Raw genomic sequence first — 22871 nt, forward strand, 5'->3', positions numbered from 1 at the left:
CCATTTTCACGAGCAACCCCGATCCTGTAGGAGCGAGGCTTGCCCGCGAAGGCGATCTAAAGAACGACGGTTCTGTTGGCGTTGAGGAAAACCCTGCGTTCAATGTGATACCCCACGGCCCGCGCCAGGGTCAGCCCTTCAATATCCCGCCCCTTGGCGATCAAATCTTCCGGGTAATGACTGTGGTCCACGACCTCCACGCCCTGGGCGATGATCGGGCCTTCGTCCAGGTCGTTGTTGATGTAGTGCGCGGTAGCGCCGACCAGTTTCACGCCCTTGTTGTAGGCCTGGTGATAGGGCTTGGCGCCCTTGAAACCCGGCAGCAGGGAGTGGTGAATGTTGATCGCCTTGCCGTCGAGTTTGCGACACAGCTCCGGCGACAACACCTGCATGTAACGGGCAAGAATCACCAGTTCGGCGCCGGACTCCTCGATCACCTGCAACACCTGACGCTCTTGCGAAGGCTTGTCGTTCGGGTCCAGGGGGAAGTGGTAGTACGGAATCTGGTGCCAGTCGGCCAGCGGCTTGAGGTCCGGGTGGTTGGAGACCACGGCGGCCACGTCCATGGACAACTGGCCGATGCGCTGGCGGTAGAGCAAATCGTTGAGGCAGTGATCGGCCTTGGAGACCATGATCACCACTTTCGGGCGGTAGTTCGGCGGAGTCAGCTCGAAGATCATGCCGAAGGCCTGGCCACGCTCCTCCAGACCCGCGCGGAAGGCTTGTTCGTCGAAGCCGTCGGGCTGGCGGAATTCCACACGAATGAAGAAACGACCCGAGAGCCGGTCATCGAAGGAATGGTGCTCGGTGACGTAGCAGCCCTGCTCGAACAGAAAGCGGGTCACCGCATCCACGGTGCCGAGGACGCTTGGGCAGTCGGCGGTCAGAATCCATGTGTCTGGGGCGCGGCTCATAGTGCGGTGACTCCTATCTGATCGTTCCCATGCTCTGCGTGGGAACGCCGCCATGGACGCTCTGCGTCCGCTTTGGGACGCGGAGCGTCCCGGGATGCATTCCCACGCAGAGCGTGGGAACGATCATTACGCCTGGACGCTAAGCCCGTATTCGGCGGCCGCATCCTGCAACCACAACCACCAGTAATCCGAGAAGCTGCGTCGGATCAGCAGTTCCCAGGTGTCTTCAGCGGTGTGGCGAATCACCAGTTGCGACTTGGCGAACACCGTGCCGACTGCCTTGCCCACCGGGAAGCTGTTCGGATGCACGTCGTAGCTGGTGGATTTCATCAGCACCTGGCGCACGTTCGGGCCGCTCAGTTCGAGGATCTGCTGGCCGCCGCTGACGTTGACGATCTGGATGTGCAGGTCGCCCAACGCTTCACGCAGCTTTTGCTCGGCGGCAAATTCTTCGCCGCTCGGCACGATCAGCAGCCACTCATCCGGCCCCATCCATTGCAGGCTGGTTTCGCCTTTGACGATGACGCTCAACGCGCCGGGCAACTCGATGCCCAGGGCCTTGTGCACGCCGGCGCTGAACGCGGCATCGTGGCCATCACCACGAAGGGTCAGGTGGCCGAGGAGTTTTTTCTCACGCACGATCACGCCGGCGCTTTTACGGCCCTTGCCCACGAGGCTGGCGAGGTCGGCGTGATGCAGCGACGACTCGGCCTTGGCCCCGGTGGTTGGGCGTTGTTGGTAAACATTGGCTGCGGTCATAAAGCACCTTTCTTTTGTGGATCGTTCCCACGCTCTGCGTGGGAATGCCGCCATGGACGCTCTGCGTCCGCTCTTGGGACGCGGAGCGTCCCGGGATGCATTCCCACGCAGAGCGTGGGAACGATCAGGTGTCAGATGTTCTGGCGATCACCCTTCGGATCGAAGAACACCGAAGAAACAATCTCCGCCTCGATCACGCTGCCATCCGCCAGCGGTGCGAACACCCGCTCGCCGATGCGCTTCAACCCACCCTTGACCACGCCCATGGCAAACGAATAACCGAGGGAGTTGTGCAGGTAGCTGGAGGTCACGTGACCGACCATGGTCATCGGGATGGTTTGCTTGGTGTTGAACACCAGTTGTGCCCCTTCCGGCAGCCACTTGGTCGGATCGATAGGCTTCAGGCCCACCAACTGTTTGCGCTGATCACGCACGCAGTCTTCGCGATTCATCCCGCGCTGGCCGATCCACGAGAACGGTTTGGTGCGACCGACACACCAGCCCATGTTCAAGTCGTCCGGGGTCATCGAACCGTCGGTGTCTTGGCCCACGATGATGAAGCCCTTCTCGGCCCGCAGTACGTGCATGGTTTCGGTGCCGTACGGGGTCAGGTTGTACTGCTTGCCCGCCGCGACGATTTTTTCGAGCACGCCCATGGCGTAGTCGGCCTGCACGTTGACTTCGTACGACAGCTCACCGGTAAACGAAATCCGGAACACCCGCGCCGGCACGCCGCCGACCAGGCCTTCTTTCCAGGTCATGAACGGGAAGGCTTCGTTGCTCAGATCAATGTCGGTGACTTCGCTGAGCAGCTTGCGGCTGTTCGGCCCGGACAGGGTCATGGTTGCCCAGTGATCGGTCACGGAGGTGAAGTACACCTTCAGGTCTGGCCATTCGGTCTGTTGGTAGATTTCCAGCCATTGCAGCACGCGCGCCGCGCCGCCGGTGGTGGTGGTCATCACGAAATGGTTGTCGGCGAGGCAAGCGGTTACGCCGTCGTCGAAGACCATGCCGTCTTCTTTGCACATCAGACCGTAGCGCGCCTTGCCCACGTCGAGCTTGGTCCAGGCGTTGGTGTAGATGCGGTTCAGGAACTCACGGGCATCCGGGCCTTGAATGTCGATCTTGCCCAGGGTCGAAGCGTCCAGCAGGCCGACGCTGTCGCGCACGGCTTTGCATTCGCGTTTGACGGCGGCATGCAGGTCTTCGCCATTTTTCGGGAAGTACCAAGGACGTTTCCACTGACCGACATCTTCAAACTCGGCGCCGTTTTTCACGTGCCAGTGATGCAGCGCGGTGAAACGCACCGGTTCAAAGATGTGCCCACAGTGACGACCGGCCACGGCGCCGAAGGTCACCGGCGTGTAGTTCGGGCGGAACATGGTGGTGCCCATCTGCGGGATGGTCACGTTCAGCGAACGGGCGGCGATGGCCAGGCCGTTAACGTTGCCGAGCTTGCCTTGGTCGGTGCCGAAGCCCAGCGCGGTGTAGCGTTTGACGTGCTCGACCGACTCGAAGCCTTCGCGGGTTGCCAGTTCGATGGCGGCGGCGGTGACGTCGTTTTGCAGGTCGACGAATTGCTTCGGCGCCCGTGCGGTGTTCTTTTCGTGGGGCACCTGGAACAGCGCCAGGGTCGGCTCTTCGAGGCGGCTCAGGGCTTTGGGCAAGGAACCTTCGACCACACCGAAACCGGCTTCACTGGCGGCGCGGGCGCCGCCTTCAAAACCATCGGCCAACGAATCGCCGAGGCCGTAGACGCCGTTGATGCCACCGACGCACACGCGTTTCTGCGGGGCTTCGCCCGGCACGAAACCGAGGATGTCTTCACGCCAGGTCGGCTTGCCGCCCAGGTGCGAAGCCAGGTGAACCACCGGGCTGTAACCGCCGGAAGTGGCAACCAGATCGCAATCGAGCCATTCGCCAGGACTGGTCACGGCGTGGGCCTTCACATCAATCGCGGCGATGCGAGCAGCGGTCACGCGCTTGGTGCCGCGAGCCTCGATCACGGCGCTGCCGGTGAGGATGCGGATGCCTTTGGCGCGGGCTTCTTCAACCAAAGCGCCACGCGGATTGCTGCGAGCGTCGGCGATGGCCACGACTTGCAGGCTGGCGTCGAGCCAATCCAGCGCCACGCGGTAGGCGTGATCGTTGTTGGTCGACAGCACCAGTTTCTTGCCCGGCGCCACGCCGTAGCGGCGCACGTAAGTCGAGACAGCGCCGGCGAGCATGTTGCCCGGCACGTCGTTGTTGCCGTAAACCAATGGACGTTCGCAGGCGCCGGTCGCCAGGACCACACGCTTGGCGCGAACCCGGTGGATGCGCTGGCGCACCTGGCCAATCGGGGCGCGGTCGCCGAGGTGATCGGTCAGACGCTCGTGAATGGTCAGGAAGTTATGGTCGTGGTAACCGTTGACCGTGGCGCGGGGCAACAGCAGCACGTCCGGGGTGTTTTTCAGTTCTTCGATGACACTGGCGACCCATTCGGTCGCCGGTTTGCCGTCGAGGCTTTCCCGGGAGTCGAGCAGGCTGCCGCCGAACTCTTCCTGCTCATCGGCCAGGATCACGCGAGCACCGCTGCGCGCAGCGGCCAATGCAGCGGCCAGGCCAGCAGGGCCGGCGCCGACGATCAGCACGTCGCAGTGCTGGTTCATGTAGTCGTAGGTGTCCGGATCGTTCTCGGTCGGCGAGCGGCCAAGGCCGGCGGCCTTACGAATGTACTTCTCGTAAGTCATCCAGAACGATTGCGGGTACATGAAAGTTTTGTAGTAGAAACCCGGCGGCATCAGCTTGCCGCCGACCTTGCCGAGAATCCCCATCATGTCGTTGTTCACGCTCGGCCAGCCGTTGGTGCTGGTGGCGACCAAACCCTGGTACAGCGCTTGTTGCGTGGCGCGCACGTTGGGGATTTGCGTAGCTTCGGTGGCGCCGATCTGCAGCACCGCGTTCGGCTCTTCGGCACCGGCGGCGAAGATGCCGCGCGGACGGGAATATTTGAAGCTGCGACCGATGATATCCACGCCGTTGGCCAACAAGGCTGCGGCCAGGGAGTCGCCTTCAAAACCTTTGTAGACCTGGCCGTTGAAGGTGAAGCTCAGCACTTTGTTGCGGTCGATCCGTCCGCCGTTGGACAGGCGATTGGTCTGGCTCATACCTTCTCTCCCAGAGCCGTGCTCGCCGCTTTCGGGCTATCGGTCTTGTCGGTGAATTGGGGCTTGGTGCCGATCTTGTAGGTTTCGAGAATCTCGTAGGTCACGGTGTCGCGGGTCGCGTTGAAGTACTGACGGCAACCGGCGGCGTGAATCCACAACTCATGGTGCAGACCGCGAGGGTTATCGCGGAAGAACATGTAGTCGCCCCACTCCTCGTCGGTGCAGGCATTAGGATCCAGTGGACGCGGGATGTGCGCCTGGCCGGATGCATGGAATTCCTCTTCAGAGCGCAGCTCGCCGCAGTGAGGACAGAAGATATGCAACATGGGGATTTCTCCTGTTAGTGGGCAACCGCAGCAGCGCCGTGTTCATCGATCAACGCACCGTTGTGGAAACGGTCGATGGAGAAAGGTGCGGCCAATGGGTGCATTTCACCCTTGGCCAGGCTCGCGGCAAATACGTTGCCCGAGCCAGGTGTCGCCTTGAAGCCACCGGTGCCCCAACCGCAGTTGAAGAACATGTTCGGGACCGGCGTCTTGGAGATGATCGGGCACGCATCCGGCGTGGTGTCGACGATGCCGCCCCACTGCCGGTTCATGCGTACGCGGGACAGCACCGGGAACATCTCGACGATGGCCTGGATGGTGTGCTCGATCACCGGGTACGAACCACGCTGGCCGTAGCCGTTGTAGCCGTCGATACCGGCGCCGATCACCAGGTCGCCCTTGTCGGACTGGCTGATGTAACCGTGCACGGCGTTGGACATGATCACGCTGTCGATAATCGGTTTGATCGGCTCGGACACCAGCGCTTGCAGCGGGTGGGATTCGATCGGCAGACGGAAACCGGCGAGCTTGGCCATGTGCCCGGAGTTACCGGCAGTCACCACACCGACGCGCTTGGCGCCGATGAAGCCCTTGTTGGTTTCCACGCCGATGCACACGCCGTTTTCCTTGCGGAAACCGATCACTTCGGTCTGTTGGATCAGGTCCACGCCGAGTGCGTCAGCGGCCCGGGCAAAGCCCCAGGCCACGGCATCGTGACGGGCCACGCCGCCGCGACGCTGGACGGTGGCGCCCAGCACCGGGTAGCGGGTGTTCTTCGAGCAGTCGAGGTACGGAATCTCGTCGGCCACTTGCTTGGCTTCCAGCAGTTCGCCGTCCACGCCGTTGAGGCGGTTGGCGCTGACCCGACGCTCGGAATCACGGATGTCCTGCAGGGTGTGGCACAGGTTGTAGACGCCGCGCTGGGAGAACATCACGTTGTAGTTCAGGTCCTGGGACAGGCCTTCCCACAGTTTCATCGCGTGTTCGTACAGGTGCGCCGACTCATCCCACAGGTAGTTGGAGCGAACGATGGTGGTGTTGCGCGCGGTGTTACCGCCGCCCAGCCAGCCTTTCTCGACCACGGCCACGTTGGTGATGCCGTGTTCCTTGGCCAGGTAGTAAGCCGTGGCGAGACCATGCCCGCCACCGCCGACGATGACCACGTCATAGACCTTTTTCGGGGTCGGCGTGCGCCACATTTTCTGCCAGTTTTCGTGATGGCTGAGGGAGTGTTTGAAGAGGCCGAAGCCCGAATAGCGTTGCATAGTCATTTACTCCAAAACCGCGCTCAGCGATAAACCGGGAAGTCCGCGCACAGGGCTGCCACTTGCTGCGCCACATTCGCTTCAACGTCGGCATCGCCGAGGTTGTCGAGGATGTCGCAGATCCAGCCGGCCAGCGTCACGCACTGGGTGACCTTGAAGCCGCGCGTGGTCACCGCCGGGGTGCCGATGCGCAGGCCCGAGGTCACGAACGGCGACTGTGGATCGTTCGGCACAGCGTTCTTGTTCACGGTGATGTGGGCGCGACCGAGGGCGGCGTCCGCATCTTTACCGGTGAGGCCCTGACGGATCAGGCTGACCAGGAACAGGTGATTGTCAGTACCGCCGGACACTACATCGTAGCCGCGTTTGATAAACACGCCGGCCATGGCCTGGGCGTTGTCGATCACTTGTTGTTGGTAAGCCTTGAAACCAGGCTCCAGCGCTTCCTTGAAGCACACCGCTTTACCGGCGATGACGTGCATCAGCGGGCCGCCCTGGGCGCCGGGGAATACGGCGGAGTTGAGCTTTTTCTCGATCTCTTCGTTGGCCTTGCACAGGATCAGGCCGCCACGTGGACCGCGCAGGGTCTTGTGGGTAGTGGTGGTGACCACGTCGGCGTACGGCAGCGGGTTCGGGTACAGACCGGCGGCGACCAGACCGGCCACGTGGGCCATGTCGACGAACAGCAGCGCACCGACCTTATCGGCGATCTGACGGAAGCGCGGGAAGTCGAGCGTCTTGGAGTAAGCCGAGAACCCGGCGACGATCATTTTCGGCTTGCACTCGACGGCCAGGCGTTCAACTTCGTCGTAGTCGATCAGACCGGTCTTGGTGTCGATACCGTACTGCACGGCGTTGTAGAGCTTGCCCGAGGACGACACTTTGGCGCCGTGGGTCAGGTGACCGCCGTGGGCCAGGCTCATGCCGAGAATGGTGTCGCCCGGCTGGATCAGGGCCAGGTAAACGGCGCTGTTGGCGGAGGAACCTGAGTGCGGCTGGACGTTGGCGTAATCGGCGCCGAACAGTTGCTTGGCGCGTTCGATGGCCAGGGCCTCGACCTTGTCCACGTGCTCACAGCCACCGTAGTAGCGCTTGCCCGGATAACCTTCGGCGTATTTGTTGGTCAGGCCACTGCCTTGCGCTTCCATGACGCGTTTGCTGGTGTAGTTCTCTGACGCGATCAGCTCGATGTGATCTTCCTGGCGTTGCTCCTCGGCATTCATCGCCGCCAGCAGTGCATCGTCGTAGCCCTTGATCTGGTCTTGCTTGCTGAACATCGCGTCTCTCCCAGCGGCGGCTTGTGCGCCTTTCGTCTCGGTGAGGCACGTACCTTTCGGCAGTGCCCTTTGGATGCGATGGTATGACCGGCGCAGACAGGTCAAATGCCTATGGACGCCACGCAAAGGTGCGTTTACGACATGGATCAAAATGGCTGGCCTTTGTGGCGAGGGAGCTTGCTCCCGCTGGGCTGCGTAGCAGCCCCAAACCCGGCCGACACCTGATGTCTGATACACCGCGCTGCCTGGGTTTGGGAGGCCTTCGGCCTCCAGCGGGAGCAAGCTCCCTCGCCACAGGTGATCGGATCAGACGATGATTTGGCGTAGTGCCAGCAATAGCAGAAAGTGCGCGGGATAGAGCGCGTACGCCAAACGACGCATGGGCGGTGGCTTGAGGCGACTGGCGTGTCGCAACAGCAGCAATCCCAGCAATGGCGCAATCAGACAAGCGGCAATACCGAAAATCGCCGCGCTGTTCCCCATCCGCGCCGCGCCATACAGCACCTGCCATTGATTCGCCGCCAGGCACACCAGCCCCGGCAACAGGCTGAAATACCAGGGCCGGCGGATCACCAGCAGCATCGCCAGCGGCAACAGCACGCCGAAGAAACCGAACATCAGTCGCTCCGGGAACACCAGCGCAAGCAACACCGCGCCGATCGCCAGCCATCGCGATTGAAGTGTCGGCTGCTGCCAGCCCCGCGCCACCAACAGGCCGAGCACCAGCGTGGGCATCACGTTGAACGTGTCGGGGTCAGGAATGTAGATCCGGTAGGGAATTTCGCTGATGGCGCTGAATACGATCAACCACCCCAGGTAACGCCACTGACCCGTTGCAGTGGCTGCACGCGCCCGCGCCAGATTCGCCGCCATTGCCAGACAAAACCACGGAAACGCCAACCGCCCCGGCACATACAGAAAATCGACGGAGTAACCGACATATCGCAGGTGATCGAGCACCATGCTCAGCAGCGCCAGCCACTTGAGCAGATCCAGCGCGCCGTCCCGTGGCGTCATGTGCATAATTGCCCGTCAACTGTGTACATTTCTGACAGCATCACTGCGTGTGCTCCCCGGACGATCTTCGGTAAAGTGCGCACCATCATTGACCACAAGTCCCTTCACCATAAGGGCCTTGAACACGGAATCAGGCCATGACCGATAAGAGCCAACAATTTGCCAGCGACAACTATTCCGGTATCTGCCCTGAAGCCTGGGCAGCCATGGAACAGGCCAACCACGGCCACCAGCGCGCCTATGGCGACGACGAATGGACCGCCCGCGCGTCCGACGATTTCCGCAAATTGTTTGAAACCGACTGCGAAGTGTTCTTCGCGTTCAACGGCACTGCCGCTAACTCTTTGGCCCTGTCGTCGCTGTGCCAGAGTTACCACAGCGTGATCTGCTCGGAAACCGCCCACGTCGAAACAGACGAATGCGGCGCCCCGGAGTTTTTCTCCAACGGTTCCAAATTGCTGGTCGCGCGCACTGAAAACGGCAAGCTGACCCCGGAATCGATCCGCGAAGTCGCGCTCAAGCGCCAGGACATCCACTACCCGAAACCCCGCGTCGTGACCCTGACCCAGGCCACTGAAGTCGGCAGCGTCTACACCCCGGAAGAAATCCGCGCCATCAGCGTCACCTGCAAAGAGCTGGGCCTGAACCTGCACATGGACGGCGCGCGCTTCTCCAACGCCTGCGCCTTCCTCGGTTGCACCCCGGCGGACCTGACCTGGAAGGCCGGCGTCGATGTGTTGTGCTTCGGCGGCACGAAAAACGGCATGGCCGTGGGCGAGGCGATCCTGTTCTTCAACCACAAACTGGCGGAAGACTTCGACTACCGCTGCAAACAGGCCGGGCAACTGGCCTCGAAGATGCGTTTCCTCTCGGCCCCGTGGGTCGGCATCCTGGAGAACGACGCCTGGCTCAAATACGCCCAACACGCCAACCGCTGCGCGCAACTGCTGGCGGAACTGGTCAGCGACATCCAGGGCGTGGAACTGATGTTCCCGGTACAGGCCAACGGCGTGTTCCTGCAACTCTCGGAACCGGCCATCGCCGCCCTGACCGCCAAGGGCTGGCGCTTCTACACCTTCATCGGCAACGGCGGCGCGCGCTTCATGTGCTCGTGGGACACCGAAGAAGAGCGCGTACGCGAACTCGCAACGGACATCCGCGAAGTCATGTCCCGCTAAGCCCCGACACCGATCGTTCCCACGCTCCGCGTGGGAATGCAGCCCGTGACGCTCCGCGTCACAAGCGGAGTCTGGCCTTGCGCTGGCGGTGAAGCTGGAACGCGGAGCGTCCCTGGAGGCATTCCCACGCGGAGCGTGGGAACGATCAGTGGAGGCGCGTCGCCATTTCCCACGCGCTTCGCGGCGCCGTCCGCTAGCCTGACGTCAAAACCCGGCTCACCCTAGTCATCCCTTCGCAATGGAATGCACCTATGGGCCGAAGCCGCTACACCATCACCGAACCTGACAAACCCCACTTCCTCACCTGCACCCTCCTGGAATGGCTCCCGCTGTTCATCCGGCCTTATATCGTCGATCACCTGCTCAATTGCTGGCGCTATCAGCAAACGCATCAGGATTTAAAGCTGTATGGCTATGTGGTCCTGGAAAACCATCTGCACTTCGTCGCGCAAGCTCCAGACCTGAGTAAATGCCTCCACCAGTTCAAATCCTTCACTGCCCGACAAATCCTGGACGATTTGCAAAGCAAAGGGGCTGAACGCGCATTGCAGCGTCTGCGGTTCAGTAAACGGGCGCACAAGAAGGATCGCGTTTATCAGCTGTGGCAGGAGGGTTCACATGCCGAGATGGTGCTCAGCGAAACAGTGATGCGCCAGAAGCTGGATTACATCCATTACAACCCGGTGAAGCGTGGGTATGTGGACTTACCGGAACAGTGGAGGTACTCAAGCGCCCGAGATTACGCAGGCCAGGAAGGACTGATCGAAATACAGCGGTGGTACTGACACGTTGATCGTTCCCACGCTCCGCGTGGGAATGCAGCCCGTGACGCTCCGCGTCACAAGCGGAGTCTGGCCTTGCGCTGGCGGTGAAGCTGGAACACGGAGCGTCCCTGGAGGCATTCCCACGCGGAGCGTGGGAACGATCATCGTCGATCATCGTGCCACGCGTCTTGGACTACATTAATTCGCTCAGACAATAACAATCAGGAGCGCACCCATGTCCCTTCAAGGCAAAACTCTGTTCATCACCGGCGCCAGCCGCGGCATTGGGCGCGAGATTGCGCTGCGGGCCGCGCGGGACGGGGCCAATATTGTGATTGCGGCCAAAAGTGCCGAGGCGCATGCCAAGTTGCCGGGGACGATTTTCAGCGTGGCGCAGGAAGTTGAAGCGGCGGGTGGCCAGGCGTTGGCGCTGCAGGTGGATGTGCGCGATGAAGTCGCGGTGCGGGAGGCCCTGGCCCGGGCCAATGAACATTTCGGCGGGATTGATGCGCTGGTCAACAATGCCGGGGCGATCAAGTTGACCGGCGTGCAACACATCGAACTCAAGCGCTTCGACCTGATGCACCAGATCAACACCCGCGCCGTGCTGCTGTGCAGCCAGGCGGCCCTGCCCTATCTGAAAAAATCCAATGGCCACATCCTCAACCTGTCGCCGCCACTGAACCTGGCGACGAAATGGTTCGCGCAATACAGCCCCTACACCGTGACCAAGTACGGCATGAGCATGCTGACGCTGGGAATGAGCGAGGAATTTGCCAATTACGGCATTAGCGTCAACTCGCTATGGCCGCAAACCATGATCGCCACGGCGGCCATCGAGTTTCAGCTCGGCTCGCGAGAATCGTTCAAACACGCACGAACGCCGGCGATCATGGCGGATGCCGCGCACATCATTCTGGACAGCAGCGGTCGCAGCATGACCGGGCGGTTGTTGATTGATGAGGAGGTTTTGCGCGAAAGCGGAGTGACGGAGTTCGAGGGTTATCGGTTTGAACCGGGCTGCATCGACAAACTGATGCCGGATCTGTTTGTCGACTGAAAAGCGAACCCTGGAGCTGCCGGAGGCTGCGATCTTTTGATCTTGATCCTGAAAACAAGATCAAAAGATCGCAGCCTCGTTTCACTCGACAGCTCCTACAAGGTTATTGCGCGAGCATCAGAAATCGATCCGCACGTCGCCCTTCGGCACGCTGCAGCACGACAGGATGAATCCTTCGGCCTCGTCTTCCTCGGTAATCCCGCCGTTGTGGTCCATTTCGACCTCGCCCCCCAGCTTCATCACCTTGCATGTCCCGCAGATCCCCATCCCGCACGCCTTTGGAATCAGCAAGCCCAGCTTGGCCGCCGCCGCATGCACGGTTTCACCCGGGGCCACCCGAATGCTCTTGCCGGACGAGATAAATTCGACTTGATGCAGGTCCGCCAGATCGACTTCCGGCGCGTCGGCAGCGATTTCGGCTTGTTCCACCGCATCGGCACGGGCTTCCGCTGGCGTGGCGCCGAAGGATTCCTCGTGATAACGGCTCATGTCGAAACCGGCCGCCTCGAGCATACGTTTGACCGCGTTCATGTACGGCGTCGGGCCGCAACAGAACACTTCGCGCTCCATGAAGTCCGGCGCCATCAGTTCCAGCATCTTGTGGTTCAGGTAGCCGCGATAACCGGCCCATGGCTCGCCCAGACCGTGCTTCTCGCAGATCAGGTGCAGGCTGAAGTTATCGATCCGCGACGCCATGTGTTCCAGCTCGCGGTGATAGATGATGTCTTTGGGCGAACGGGCGCTGTGGATAAACACCATGTCGACGTTGCCGTTGGTGTCGTAGAACCAGCGCGCCATGGACATGACCGGCGTGATCCCGACGCCACCGCTGAGGTAGAGCACCTTCGGCGCGGTGAAGTCCATGGCGTTGAACAGCCCGACCGGCCCGTGCACCGCCAGCTCCTGGCCTTCGTGCAGGGTGTCGTGCAACCAGTTGGAGACCTTGCCCCCCGGCACGCGCTTGATGGTCACCGAAAAGCTGTACGGCACCGACGGCGAACTGGAAATGGTGTAGGAACGCATGATCGGCACGCCGTCGATTTCCAGCTCCAGGGTCACGAACTGCCCGGGCTTGAAGAAGAACAGGATTGGCTGATCGGCCATAAAGCAGAAGGTGCGCACGTCCCAGGTTTCCTGGATGACTTTGACGCAACGGACGATGTGTCGACCATTGGCCCAGGTCTGGGTGGTTACCGGATTCAGGAAGCTGTTGGACATGCTGTTCTCCACCGCCGATGGTCGGCCTTATGTTGGCGATTCTGCGTATAGCGCGAGCCACCCATTTACCTATCTGCGACATTCACATACTTATCGCGACCAGCCCCCAACTACCGGGGGTTGCGCGTCGGGAACAGATTGGGCCATGTCGCCCATGGATAAGGTTCTGGGATGCGCCGGCCCCACACTCGCTCCACACAACTACAGTTTCTTTACGCCTTGCGATGTAACCGTATCAGCCACTTTCGCCGGCCTCACAGAAAGGCCTTGAGGATCAAATCGATGGACGTCACCGCAAAAATCAGCCTGGGCGATCCGCTGGAACCCGCACGCAAGGCCACCGCGCAGATGCTGCAAGAGCGCGAGCGCACTTTCTCGCTGCCACAGCCGTTTTACTCTGACGAACGGCTGTTTGATATCGATATGCAGGAGATCTTCCAGAAAGAGTGGTTGATCGCCGGCATGACCTGCGAAATCCCGGCCAAGGGCAACTACCTGACCCTGCAAGTCGGCAAGAACCCGATCATCGTGATCCGCGGCGCCGACGGCGTGGTGCACGCATTCCACAACGTCTGCCGCCACCGTGGCTCGCGGCTGTGCACCAGTGAAAAAGGCAAAGTCGCCAAGCTGGTCTGCCATTACCACCAGTGGACCTACGAGCTGGACGGTCGCCTGCTGTTCGCCGGCACCGAAATGGGCGCCGACTTCGACATGAAGCAGTACGGCCTCAAACCGGTGAGCGTGAAGACCGCTGGCGGCTACATCTTTATCAGCCTGTCGGAAAACCCGCCGGCCATTGATGACTTCCTGTCGACGCTGAACCATTACATGGAACCGTACGACATGGAGAACACCAAGGTGGCGATCCAGACCACCTTGTTCGAAAAGGCCAACTGGAAACTGGTGCTGGAAAACAACCGCGAGTGCTACCACTGCAACGCGTCGCACCCGGAACTGCTGAAGACCCTGCTGGAATGGGACGACGTCACCGACCCGCGCGCCGACCAGGCGTTCAAGGACCACGTCGCCGCCTCCGCCGCCGCCTGGGAAGCCGAGAAGATCCCTTACGCCCACGCCAGTTTCGGCCTGCGTAACCGCATCGTGCGCATGCCGCTGCTCAAGGGCACCGTGTCGATGACCCTCGATGGCAAACAGGGCTGCGCCAAACTCATGGGCCGGATCAAGAACCCGGACCTCGGTTCGATGCGCATCCTGCACCTGCCGCACTCGTGGAACCACTGCATGGGCGACCACATCATCGTGTTCACCGTGTGGCCGATCAGCGCACAGGAAACCATGGTCACCACCAAGTGGATCGTGCACAAGGATGCCGTCGAAGGCGTGGATTACGACGTCGAGCGCATGCGCAAAGTCTGGGATGCGACCAACGACCAGGACCGGCGCCTGGCGGAAGAGAACCAGCGCGGGATCAACTCCACGGCTTACCAGCCTGGGCCTTACTCCAAGACCTATGAGTTTGGCGTGGTGAATTTTGTGGATTGGTACAGCGAGCGGTTGTTGAACAACCTCGGGGCGGAGCCTGCGCCTTACCTCAAAGGCGTGCCGGTTCAGGGCTGACCTGAGCCTGATCGTTCCCACGCTCCGCGTGGGAACGCAGCCCGGGACGCTCCGCGTCCCAAGAGCCGAACGCGGAGCGTCCGAAGAGGCATTCCCACGCAGAGCGTGGGAACGATCATCATCTAAGGGAAGACCACCGCACCGACCCATCCTCGCCAATAAACGTCTCCTCGATGTTCTCCCCCACCAGCCGCACTTTCACGTAACCGTTCAACACCCGATCCGGGTATTCCTCGTCCCGCGCATTCTCCGTTTCCGACCACAACACCCGCGAATGCCCGTTCAGCTCGCTGGCATTGCCATACGGAATCGCCCCATGCCCGGCGCACCGCGCATGTAGCCCGCCCTGAGCGGCGTAGCAGATGCCGTTGTGCAAATGCCCCCAGTACCAGTAATCCGGCTCACGCCCCAAGGCATCGCACACCGGTTGATACAGCGCCGTCTTGTTGTGCCCGGAAATATCGAAGCCCTGGTGATGGCTGAGCACCATGATCTTCTTGCGCTGCGGCAGCTGTTTCATCCAGGCGATCTGCTCTTTGTTCAGCGTGCCGTCCATGTACAGGTTGATCGCGTCCGAGGCGTAGGCCGTGTCGAGCCCGACCACCAGCCAGTCATCGTTGTACAACGCGAAATAACTGGTGCCCTGCTGCGTCGGGAAGCGCTTGGCCAGTTCCTTGTAGTAGCCATGGGCGCCGCTGTACATCTCGTGATTGGAATTGAGGGTGAACGAGCCGTGCTTGCCCATGGGCCAGCCGACCATGTCGACGTCTTCCTGGGAGTGAGTGCCGGCGTAATACACGTCCCCCAAGTGAATGGTGAAATCGGCCTGGGCCAGTTGCATCTGATTGGCCACCGCCACCGCCGGGGCATGGCTGTCGAACGGCCCGGTGCCCCAGTCGCCGGCAATCGCCAGAATCACGTCGCTGTCCATTTTCATCAGCGCCGGGGTGGTGGCGAACGGCGCGTGATGGCGCAGGTTTTCGATCCACTTCAGCAACGCCTCGCTCCACAGCAAGTCCAGCAGTTCCCACTTGCGACAACCGAGCAGACTGCCGTCCTTGAGCACCCGGGTTTGCAACTCGTCGGTGGATTGCGGCAACGGGGTGGCGTTGCCGATGTGCAGGATCGACAAGCCGTGGGACAACTCCCACGGCACGCTCGGTTCATCGTCCGGCAAGTCGCCGTGCTTGAGCACGTATTGCGCCTGGTCGTGACCGCGCTGCAGCAGCGCGACAATGGCCTCGAACTCTTGCGGCTCCAGCTCGCTGACGAGTTTCTTCCACGACATTTCCAGCCGCGTGAACAGCCCGTGCAGGCGCAGCTTGACCTTGTCGTACTCATGTTCCCAATGACTGACTAATGACATGTTGGCCTTCCTCCATCCGTAGTGGGATCACAGGGTTTTCATGAATTCGATGAGCGCCCGTTTATCGACATCCGACAGCTGCGTGCCATACAGGTGGCCGCTGTTGTGGTTGCCTTCCAGTCGTGTGTCGTATTTGAAGCCGCCCGGGATTTGGGTGGTGGTGACGAAGCCGACCTTCTGCTGGTCGTAGACGTCGGAACCGGTGAAAAACACCGGCGGCCGCTGTTCCGGTGGTTGCAGCAAATCCCACAGGGTCGGCACCGAACCGTTGTGCAGGTAAGGCGCGCGCATCCAGATGCCGTCGGTCGGGGTGTTGCTGTAGCTCTGGGTCTTGCGATAGGCGTTGAAGTCGAACGGCGGTTTCTTGAAGCCGTGGAACGCGGTCACCAGACCGGTGGTGAACGAGTCCAGGCGATGGGGATCGGTGCCCAGTTCCTCGATGTTGGTGGTGACTTGCCCGGTATCGGTGCGGCCGAACTCATGGCACCCGGCGCAGTTCTTGTCCCACACCGGTTTGCCCTGGGCGACCTTGGCCTGATCCAGCGCCCACGGCCACTTCGGTGGCTGGGTGCCGAGCAGCCAATTGGTCACGCGGTTGAAGCTTTCCGGCAGCACCGATTCCGGCGTCGCGCCCACGGCCATGGCCGCCGCGTAGTTGCGCTCGTGGATGTCGTTGTTGTTGCCGTCCCAGTGCAGGTACAGCGACTCTCGGGGTTTCTGGTTCCAGACTTGCGGCAGGTCGACGGTGCCGATGGTCGAGTCATCCGGGAAGCCGAACACCACCATTTTGGTCGGGTTGAAGGTGTCGGTGCGCCCCGGTCCTTGAGGTGGGCGCAGCTTCTGCCAGGCGTACGCCTGTTTCTGCGCGAGCAACGCGCTCTTGGCCATCGGGATGATCAGGTAGCGGTTGTAAATCCGCTCGAAAAAGCCGAGCTGGAACTTGCTGTTGATCGCCGTCATCACCGCGTCGGTGGTGAATTTCGGGTCGCTCGCGCAATCGTAGGCGAACCATTGGAAGGCCTGGAGTTGCAAGGTGTTGGCCGGTGCGGTGGCCACCGTTTTGGCGACGTCGCTGGCATTGGCGCGGTAGGAACCGGTGTGGCACAGGGCGCAGTTCGGCTCCACGGTCGGGTAGCCGATCTGCCGCTTGGCCATGCCGACGGGCAGGTCCTTGCCGTTTTCATATAGGAAGCCGAAGACTTCGTAGCCGCCAGGTTTTGGCAGTTTCTCCGGGCACATCTGCGGCAGTACGGCGAACAGGTAATACGGGATGCGTGCTTCGATACCGAGGCCGATGGCGGCGTATTTGTAGTGGTCTTCATCCGAGGCGTATTTCTCTGCCGGCACCACTCGCAGCATTTGGTACCAGGTTTCGTAGCCGATAAACCCCAGCAGCAGCACCACGACCAGCGTCCCGACCTTGAAGCCGTGGCTTTGCCAGCGCAGCGCCCATCCGGCGCGCCACTCCCGCCAGCCGTCGCACAGCAGCGCCAACGGCCGAGTGGCCGGCGTGGTGCCGAGGTACAGCAGGATCCCGAGGATCAGGAACATGCTCAAGTCGCCGAGGAACATCGGCACGAACACCGTGGCCTGGTTGCTGGTGTTGATCAGGTAGATCCAGAACGCCACGGCGATCAGCCGCGACAACACGCACAACCAGGAATGCACCACGAACCGCGGCGCGTTGAAGCCCGACGGCATGTAGAACACGCTGATCCCCACCAGCAACATGCCGGCATTTTCCAGCCAGGGATCGGAGAGTTGCGGCGGCAGGCCGAGCATCGACGTCAGCAGCGCCGGGGCAAACAGGGCTGGCAGCGCGAAGAACATGTTCATCACGATGCCTAGCCAGATGAAGCGTTGAAACCAGCGGATGTAACTGTCCATATCATCCATTTCCTTGTGCAAGACCCGCAGAGGTGTAGCGCCTGGTAAATCGCCTTCGCGGGCAAGCCTCGCTCCTACAGGTTTCGCGTCGCTTTTGTAGGAGCGAGGCTTGCCCGCGAAGGGGTCGCCTCGGTCTACCGCCTAGCCGATAGCGGTTTTCTCCAGGTGTTGCAGGATGATCGGGTACACATCCACCACCGCATCCTTGCCGAACATGCAGTCGATGTGGCCATACCCCGGCACCACGTGCCGGCTGTAGCGCTCCGGCCCGTGGGCCTTGCACACCCGCTCGAAGGTCTTGAGCGTGCTTTGCGGCAGGTAACACTGGTTGTCCGCGCCGCTGATGAAACAGATCGGCATGCTCAGCCGATCGAAATGCGACATGTACACGTCTTCACCCTTGAAGTTCACCAGATGACCTTTGCGCACGATCAGCGCCAGGTGTTCGAAGGTGTGCATGTTCGACTCGCCGAACAGTTCGTGCAGGTTGTCGTGCAGGGTTTCGTTGAGGGTGTCGTGGCGGTACAGCGACGCATACATGAAGGTGATGCGGTGGCACACCGGGTTGGTGCAATAGCCCTGGGCCTCGATCCGCGCGTAGCCGTTGAGGGCTTTGTCGTAGAGTTTGTTGAACCAGTTTTCCTTGTTGTCGGCGTAGGCAGTGAGGGATTTCACACCCATCGCATCGAGCATCCCCGGCAAGTGCAACCCGGCCTTCAGCCCCGTCGCCGTCGCTACCACGGTATCCGCCGCAATCTGCGAACAAACCACCGAGCGCACCCCTTGCAACCCGGCCAGCAGCGACATGAAGAAGGTCGTCGCGCCGTAGCAATGCACCACGCATTGCACATCTTTCGCCTGAGTCGCCTGCCGGATCTGCGCGATGGCCGCTTTGAAGTCGTACTCGGCGATCTGGTCGCCGTTCCATTCCTGCTTGCTCGCCGGCAGCAGGATGCTCACCCGCAGATCCAGCAGCCACACGTCGTACTCGTGCTTGCACAGGAATTCCAGCAGGTTGGTCTGGATGGTGTCGGTGGAGAAAATGTTCGAGCCCACGCCCAACCCATGCACCAGCATCACCGGGCCTTTAGTGCCGCCCTGATAACGGGTCAGGCGCAGCTCCACGTTGTCCTCGGTCTGGAAGAAATGCACGCTCGGTGGCGGCGCATCCAGCGGTCGTTTCAGCCGCGGCGGCGCGTCCGGGTTGAAGTAGATGTCGCCAGCAAACACCCCGCCGTAACTCTCCCAGAGAATCCCGGCGAAGAACTTGCCGAACCGCGCCAGGCCTTCGATGCGCTCGCGTTCGTTGCGGGCGTTAAGCACTTTCATGGTGGTCATTTGCTTGGCGAAGTCGGTCGGGTGGATGTGCATCACCCCGGAGCCAATCACCGCGCCAGTCTTGTCCGGCCCGTTGTACAGCGTGACGTAGAGGGTGCTGGTGTCGTGCCAGATATTCAGCACGCCGTTGTCTTCGGGCACGGTTTTGAAGGCGCTGAAGAAATAGTCGTGACCGTCCTCGGCGGTCAGTTTCATGTCGTATTTCATGTGGCGTACGCCGACCTGTTCCTCGAACTGCTCGAACAGGTTGAACACGCCGTTGCTGGCGGTCAGTGGCTGCGGCGACAGGCCCGGAGCATTCAGCGTGCCGACCAGGGTCGCGGCATGTTCCGGTTCCTTGATCATGCGGTTGAGGTCGTTGGCGGTGATGGTCAGGGTGAACTCGATGGGCGAGTTTTCCGCTTCGCCACGGGTGGCCGCCGCTTCATACAGCTTGAGGTCGGTGCCTTGGGCCTGGGTGAAATCCTTGGAGAAGTAGCCCTTCATGGTTTCGGTGAACTGCACGCCGAGCGTCGGCGGCGCCACCTGTTTACGCGGCGCTGACGGCAGCGTGTAGTCGATCTGCCAACCGCGATCCGCCGCCAGCAGGCCCATGTTGCGCTCGCTCACCGCCGAGATGGTCAGCAGCGGATTGACCGCCAGGGACGTCGGGATCACCGCGCCGTCGGTCACGTACAAACCGGCGTACACATCAGTGCCACTCGCACCGCTGAACACCTGGCCCTTGTGGTTGACCACGCCCTGCCCCGCGTCCTCGCCCATCACGCAGCCGCCCAACGGGTGGACCGAAACGATGCTGTGCTTGAGCAGTTTGGTCCAGATCGGGTTCTCGACCCAGATCCCGCCCAGCGCCTTGGTGCTCAGGTGCAGGCGCTCGTTGCCGATTTTGACGTTCTCCTGCTCGCCGACGCCCGGCCAATCGATACGCAGTTGATCCTTGCTGTCGAGCACCATCCGGCCTTTGCCATCGTCGTGGCTCATGATCAGGTAGGTCTGCATGTTGTGCAGCGCGCCGTAATACGGGCCACGCAGGAAGCTTTCGGCCTCGCGCTCCTTGTATTTCAGCTTGCCGGTGAAGCTGTCGTCGGTGGCCTTGCCGATCAGCTCGGCGAACCCGGCCATGCTCGGCACCATCGGCCGGCCGAGGGCGCCGGGGATCGAGCCTTCTTCGATGACCATGCGGCTGCGCCAGTCGCCTTCGGTGCGCATGTCGATGATCGAGGTGATGCACGGACCGACTGGCTGCAGTTCCTTGGCCGGATGGGCGCCGAAACCGATGCCGTTGATCGGCTGTTCGCAGTTGTGGCCGAAGCCGAGGATGTCACCGTTACCGCTCATGTTTTCGCCGAGCTGGTTGGACGTGGACAAACCTTTGTCCCTAGAGCGCAGGAGGATTTCGGTGGAGCCCAGGGTGCCGGCGGAAACGACCACGATGTCGGCTTTGACGAACAGCGTTGGCGCCGAGAATTTCTCACGGCCGCTGTCCAGGTACTGGAAGTGCACGATCCAGCCATCGCCGTCGCGCTCCAGATGCCGCACTTCGGCCTGGCAGAAAATCTCCGCGCCGTGGTTCCAGGCGTCCGGCAGATAATTCATCAGCGTGGTGTTCTTGGCCTTGTTGTTACAGCCCGAGACGCAATCGCCGCAGTGGTTGCACGGCAGTTGTTCGACGCCGACGTGGTTGAGGTTGTTCGCCAGTTTGTCGAAGGTCACGTTAATCGGCGGCCGGTAGAAGTGCGCGCCTTGCTTGAGGTAATCCGCCGACTTCTTGTTGGCTTCCAGTTTCGGCAACACCGGGGAGGTGCTGGGATAAGGCGTCGGTTTGAGCATTTCCCGAGCCCGGGCGTAACCGTCCTTGAGCAAGGTGTCGCGATGTTCACGCACCGCCAGCGGCCAGCGCGGATCGTCGAACACGCCAGGCTCCGGTTCCAGGGCCACGTTGGCGTTGATCAGCGACGTACCGCCCAAACCGCAACCGACCACCACGTTCTGTTGGGCGTTGACGTGCAGATCGAACAACCCGGTGCGCGAGCCGATGTGGCCGTCCGGGTCATGCACCTGCAATTCCTCGGTGGCCGCGATCATGGTGTTCGGGTATTCCCCAGGCTGCATCTCCCGCCCGCGCTCCAGCAGGCACACCCGCTTGCCCGCCCGGGACAGGCGCGAAGCCGCAATCCCACCGCCATAGCCGGAGCCGATGACGATCACGTCGTAGTGTTCCTTGATGTCGCTGATGGGCGTAGCGATCCGGGTCATGGTTCTTTTCCTCTCAGGCTGATGGGGCAACTCTGCGGTTGCCTGCAATCAATGGGCGAACGAACACCTGGCCACCGGGCGAACCCGGCGGCAGCAAGCTGTGTCAGTGCAAAGGTCTGGCGCTATAGACGCGCACGCTGATTGACGGCCCGGCGATGGATTCGCTTGCGCAGCGAAGTCGCGGCGGCCGGGACGCAGGTCGTGCAGGGAATGGGGTGCGAGCGGTGTGGCTGGCTATCCATCACGCGTTCTCCCTGAACCAGATGTGGATAAGTGGCGGCTGTCCTTTTGTAACTGGTTAGTGAAGACACGCGGCAGTTTGAAGTCAAGGAAGTGCCTTAGAACTGTATGAAATCTGATCTATAGCGTTCGGGCCTATGAACGGCGTGGCTTGCAGGGTTTAGCGAACAAGTTATCCACACCTTCGCCCACAGCAAATGGGGACAACTATGGGTTTCCCTGGAATTAGCCTGATAAATACTGAAGAAAAACCGTGACTTATCCAGAAGCAGGGTTTGCAGAGGTGATTGGGTGTTTTTTGATCAAAAGCCTGGAGGGCACGTTATGTATGGCGTGTAGCGGATGGCGAACACCTTATCCACAGAAGCGCCAACAGACTTTGGGGGCAACTTTGACGGATCTGTGGAAAACCGCTGGAAGCTTCGATAAATCGGGGTTTTCGAGGGGTTTGGTGCGTGAACTCGTTGATTTGGATGTTTTTTGATCAGTCGCCTAAAAGGCCCGGTTTATATAGCCTGTAGCGGACAGCGAACATCTTATCCACAGAAGCGCCAACAGAGATTGGGGGCAAGTATTGGTTCCTGAGCAAAGTTATCCTCGGGAAAAAGCCCGAAAAAACCGTAGGTTAGGCTGGTTGTTTTTTGTACGGAGGGTTGCAGGGCCCGGTTTGTATGGGGTGTAGCGAGGGACGAACATGTTATCCACAGAAGCGCTAACAGGGATTGTGCATAAATCCTGAAAATCCCCTTGTAGGAGCAAAGCTTGCTCGCGAAAGCGGTGGGTCAGGCGACATTGATGTTGGATGGGTTGGCCTCTTCGCGAGCAAGCTTCGCTCCTACAGAGGGTTGGCTTGGGCCCCCACGACCTGTAGGAGCAGAGCTTGCTCGCGAAAGCGGTGGGTCAGGCGACATCGATGTTGAATGTGATGGCCTCTTCGCGAGCAAGCTTCGCTCCTACAGGGGGTTGGCTTGGGCTCCCGCGACTTGTAGGAGCAAAGCTTGCTCGCGATAGCGTTGGGTCAGACAACATCGATGTTGGATGGGATGACCTCTTCGCGAGCAAGCTTCGCTCCTACAGGGGGTTGGCTTGGGCTCCCGCGACCTGTAGGAGCAGAGCTTGCTCGCGAAAGCGGTGGGTCAGGCGACATCGATGTTGGATGTGATGGCCGCTTCGCGAGCAAGCTTTGCTCCTACAGAGGGTTGGCTTGGGCCCCCGCGACTTGTAGGAGCAGAGCTTGCTCGCGAAAGCGGTGGGTCAGGCGACATCGATGTTGAATGTG

At 61.0% G+C, this 22871-nt stretch carries 15 protein-coding genes; 4 read left to right on the forward strand and 11 right to left on the reverse strand.

What is annotated here, in order from left to right; translation table 11 throughout:
- Positions 1 to 56 precede the first annotated feature (56 nt).
- The 7 genes from purU to ACY4LX_RS31105 form a co-directional block, all read right to left on the reverse strand.
- The gene (purU, locus tag ACY4LX_RS31075; protein WP_123513155.1) at positions 57 to 914 is read right to left on the reverse strand and encodes a formyltetrahydrofolate deformylase; all 858 of its coding nucleotides are present in this window, start codon (positions 912 to 914) and stop codon (positions 57 to 59) included.
- A 126-nt stretch (positions 915 to 1040) separates the two neighbouring features.
- On the reverse strand, positions 1041 to 1673 hold the full coding sequence (locus tag ACY4LX_RS31080) for a sarcosine oxidase subunit gamma (protein ID WP_149659627.1): 633 nt from the start codon (positions 1671 to 1673) through the stop codon (positions 1041 to 1043).
- A gap of 131 nt (positions 1674 to 1804) precedes the next feature.
- The gene (locus ACY4LX_RS31085; protein ID WP_463258687.1) at positions 1805 to 4822 is read right to left on the reverse strand and encodes a sarcosine oxidase subunit alpha; all 3018 of its coding nucleotides are present in this window, start codon (positions 4820 to 4822) and stop codon (positions 1805 to 1807) included.
- Positions 4819 to 5148 carry a sarcosine oxidase subunit delta gene (locus tag ACY4LX_RS31090; protein ID WP_123410389.1) on the reverse strand — a complete coding sequence of 110 codons (330 nt, stop codon included), beginning with the start codon at positions 5146 to 5148 and terminating at the stop codon, positions 4819 to 4821. The genes ACY4LX_RS31085 and ACY4LX_RS31090 overlap by 4 nt, the downstream gene beginning before the upstream one ends.
- A 14-nt stretch (positions 5149 to 5162) precedes the next feature.
- Positions 5163 to 6413, reverse strand: a complete 1251-nt coding sequence (locus ACY4LX_RS31095; protein ID WP_463258688.1) for a sarcosine oxidase subunit beta — start codon at positions 6411 to 6413, stop codon at positions 5163 to 5165.
- A 23-nt stretch (positions 6414 to 6436) separates the two neighbouring features.
- Positions 6437 to 7690: a serine hydroxymethyltransferase gene (glyA, locus tag ACY4LX_RS31100; protein ID WP_149659736.1), complete on the reverse strand. Its 1254-nt coding sequence runs from the start codon at positions 7688 to 7690 to the stop codon at positions 6437 to 6439.
- A 306-nt stretch (positions 7691 to 7996) separates the two neighbouring features.
- The gene (locus tag ACY4LX_RS31105) at positions 7997 to 8713 is read right to left on the reverse strand and encodes a TraX family protein (protein WP_463258689.1); all 717 of its coding nucleotides are present in this window, start codon (positions 8711 to 8713) and stop codon (positions 7997 to 7999) included.
- A gap of 131 nt (positions 8714 to 8844) precedes the next feature.
- On the opposite strand from ACY4LX_RS31105, the gene ACY4LX_RS31110 reads away from it, so the two are divergent.
- The 3 genes from ACY4LX_RS31110 (at position 8845) to ACY4LX_RS31120 (ending at position 11709) form a co-directional block, all read left to right on the forward strand.
- The gene (locus ACY4LX_RS31110) at positions 8845 to 9885 is read left to right on the forward strand and encodes a threonine aldolase family protein (protein WP_463258690.1); all 1041 of its coding nucleotides are present in this window, start codon (positions 8845 to 8847) and stop codon (positions 9883 to 9885) included.
- 251 nt (positions 9886 to 10136) lie between these two features.
- Positions 10137 to 10670, forward strand: coding sequence for an REP-associated tyrosine transposase (locus ACY4LX_RS31115; protein ID WP_149659631.1), 534 nt, complete (start codon positions 10137 to 10139; stop codon positions 10668 to 10670).
- Between the two features lie 214 nt (positions 10671 to 10884).
- Positions 10885 to 11709, forward strand: a complete 825-nt coding sequence (locus ACY4LX_RS31120; protein ID WP_463258691.1) for an SDR family oxidoreductase — start codon at positions 10885 to 10887, stop codon at positions 11707 to 11709.
- Between the two features lie 117 nt (positions 11710 to 11826).
- Here ACY4LX_RS31120 and gbcB read toward each other — a convergent pair whose 3' ends face one another.
- Positions 11827 to 12927 (reverse strand): glycine-betaine demethylase subunit GbcB, encoded by a 1101-nt coding sequence (gene gbcB / locus ACY4LX_RS31125; RefSeq protein WP_463258692.1) that lies wholly within the window; start codon positions 12925 to 12927, stop codon positions 11827 to 11829.
- Between the two features lie 282 nt (positions 12928 to 13209).
- Here gbcB and gbcA point away from each other — a divergent pair, with 282 nt between their 5' ends.
- On the forward strand, positions 13210 to 14505 hold the full coding sequence (gene gbcA, locus ACY4LX_RS31130) for a glycine-betaine demethylase subunit GbcA (RefSeq protein ID WP_149659635.1): 1296 nt from the start codon (positions 13210 to 13212) through the stop codon (positions 14503 to 14505).
- A 118-nt stretch (positions 14506 to 14623) separates the two neighbouring features.
- On the opposite strand, the gene ACY4LX_RS31135 is transcribed toward gbcA, so the two are convergent.
- From ACY4LX_RS31135 to ACY4LX_RS31145, 3 genes are all read right to left on the reverse strand, one after another.
- Positions 14624 to 15871 carry a metallophosphoesterase family protein gene (locus ACY4LX_RS31135; RefSeq protein WP_149659636.1) on the reverse strand — a complete coding sequence of 416 codons (1248 nt, stop codon included), beginning with the start codon at positions 15869 to 15871 and terminating at the stop codon, positions 14624 to 14626.
- A gap of 27 nt (positions 15872 to 15898) precedes the next feature.
- Positions 15899 to 17758 (reverse strand): c-type cytochrome, encoded by a 1860-nt coding sequence (locus ACY4LX_RS31140; RefSeq protein WP_463258693.1) that lies wholly within the window; start codon positions 17756 to 17758, stop codon positions 15899 to 15901.
- A gap of 141 nt (positions 17759 to 17899) precedes the next feature.
- Positions 17900 to 21352 (reverse strand): GMC family oxidoreductase N-terminal domain-containing protein, encoded by a 3453-nt coding sequence (locus ACY4LX_RS31145; protein WP_463258694.1) that lies wholly within the window; start codon positions 21350 to 21352, stop codon positions 17900 to 17902.
- Between the last annotated feature and the right edge of the window lie 1519 nt (positions 21353 to 22871).

It is taken from the genome of Pseudomonas sp. Emmai (assembly GCF_055179735.1).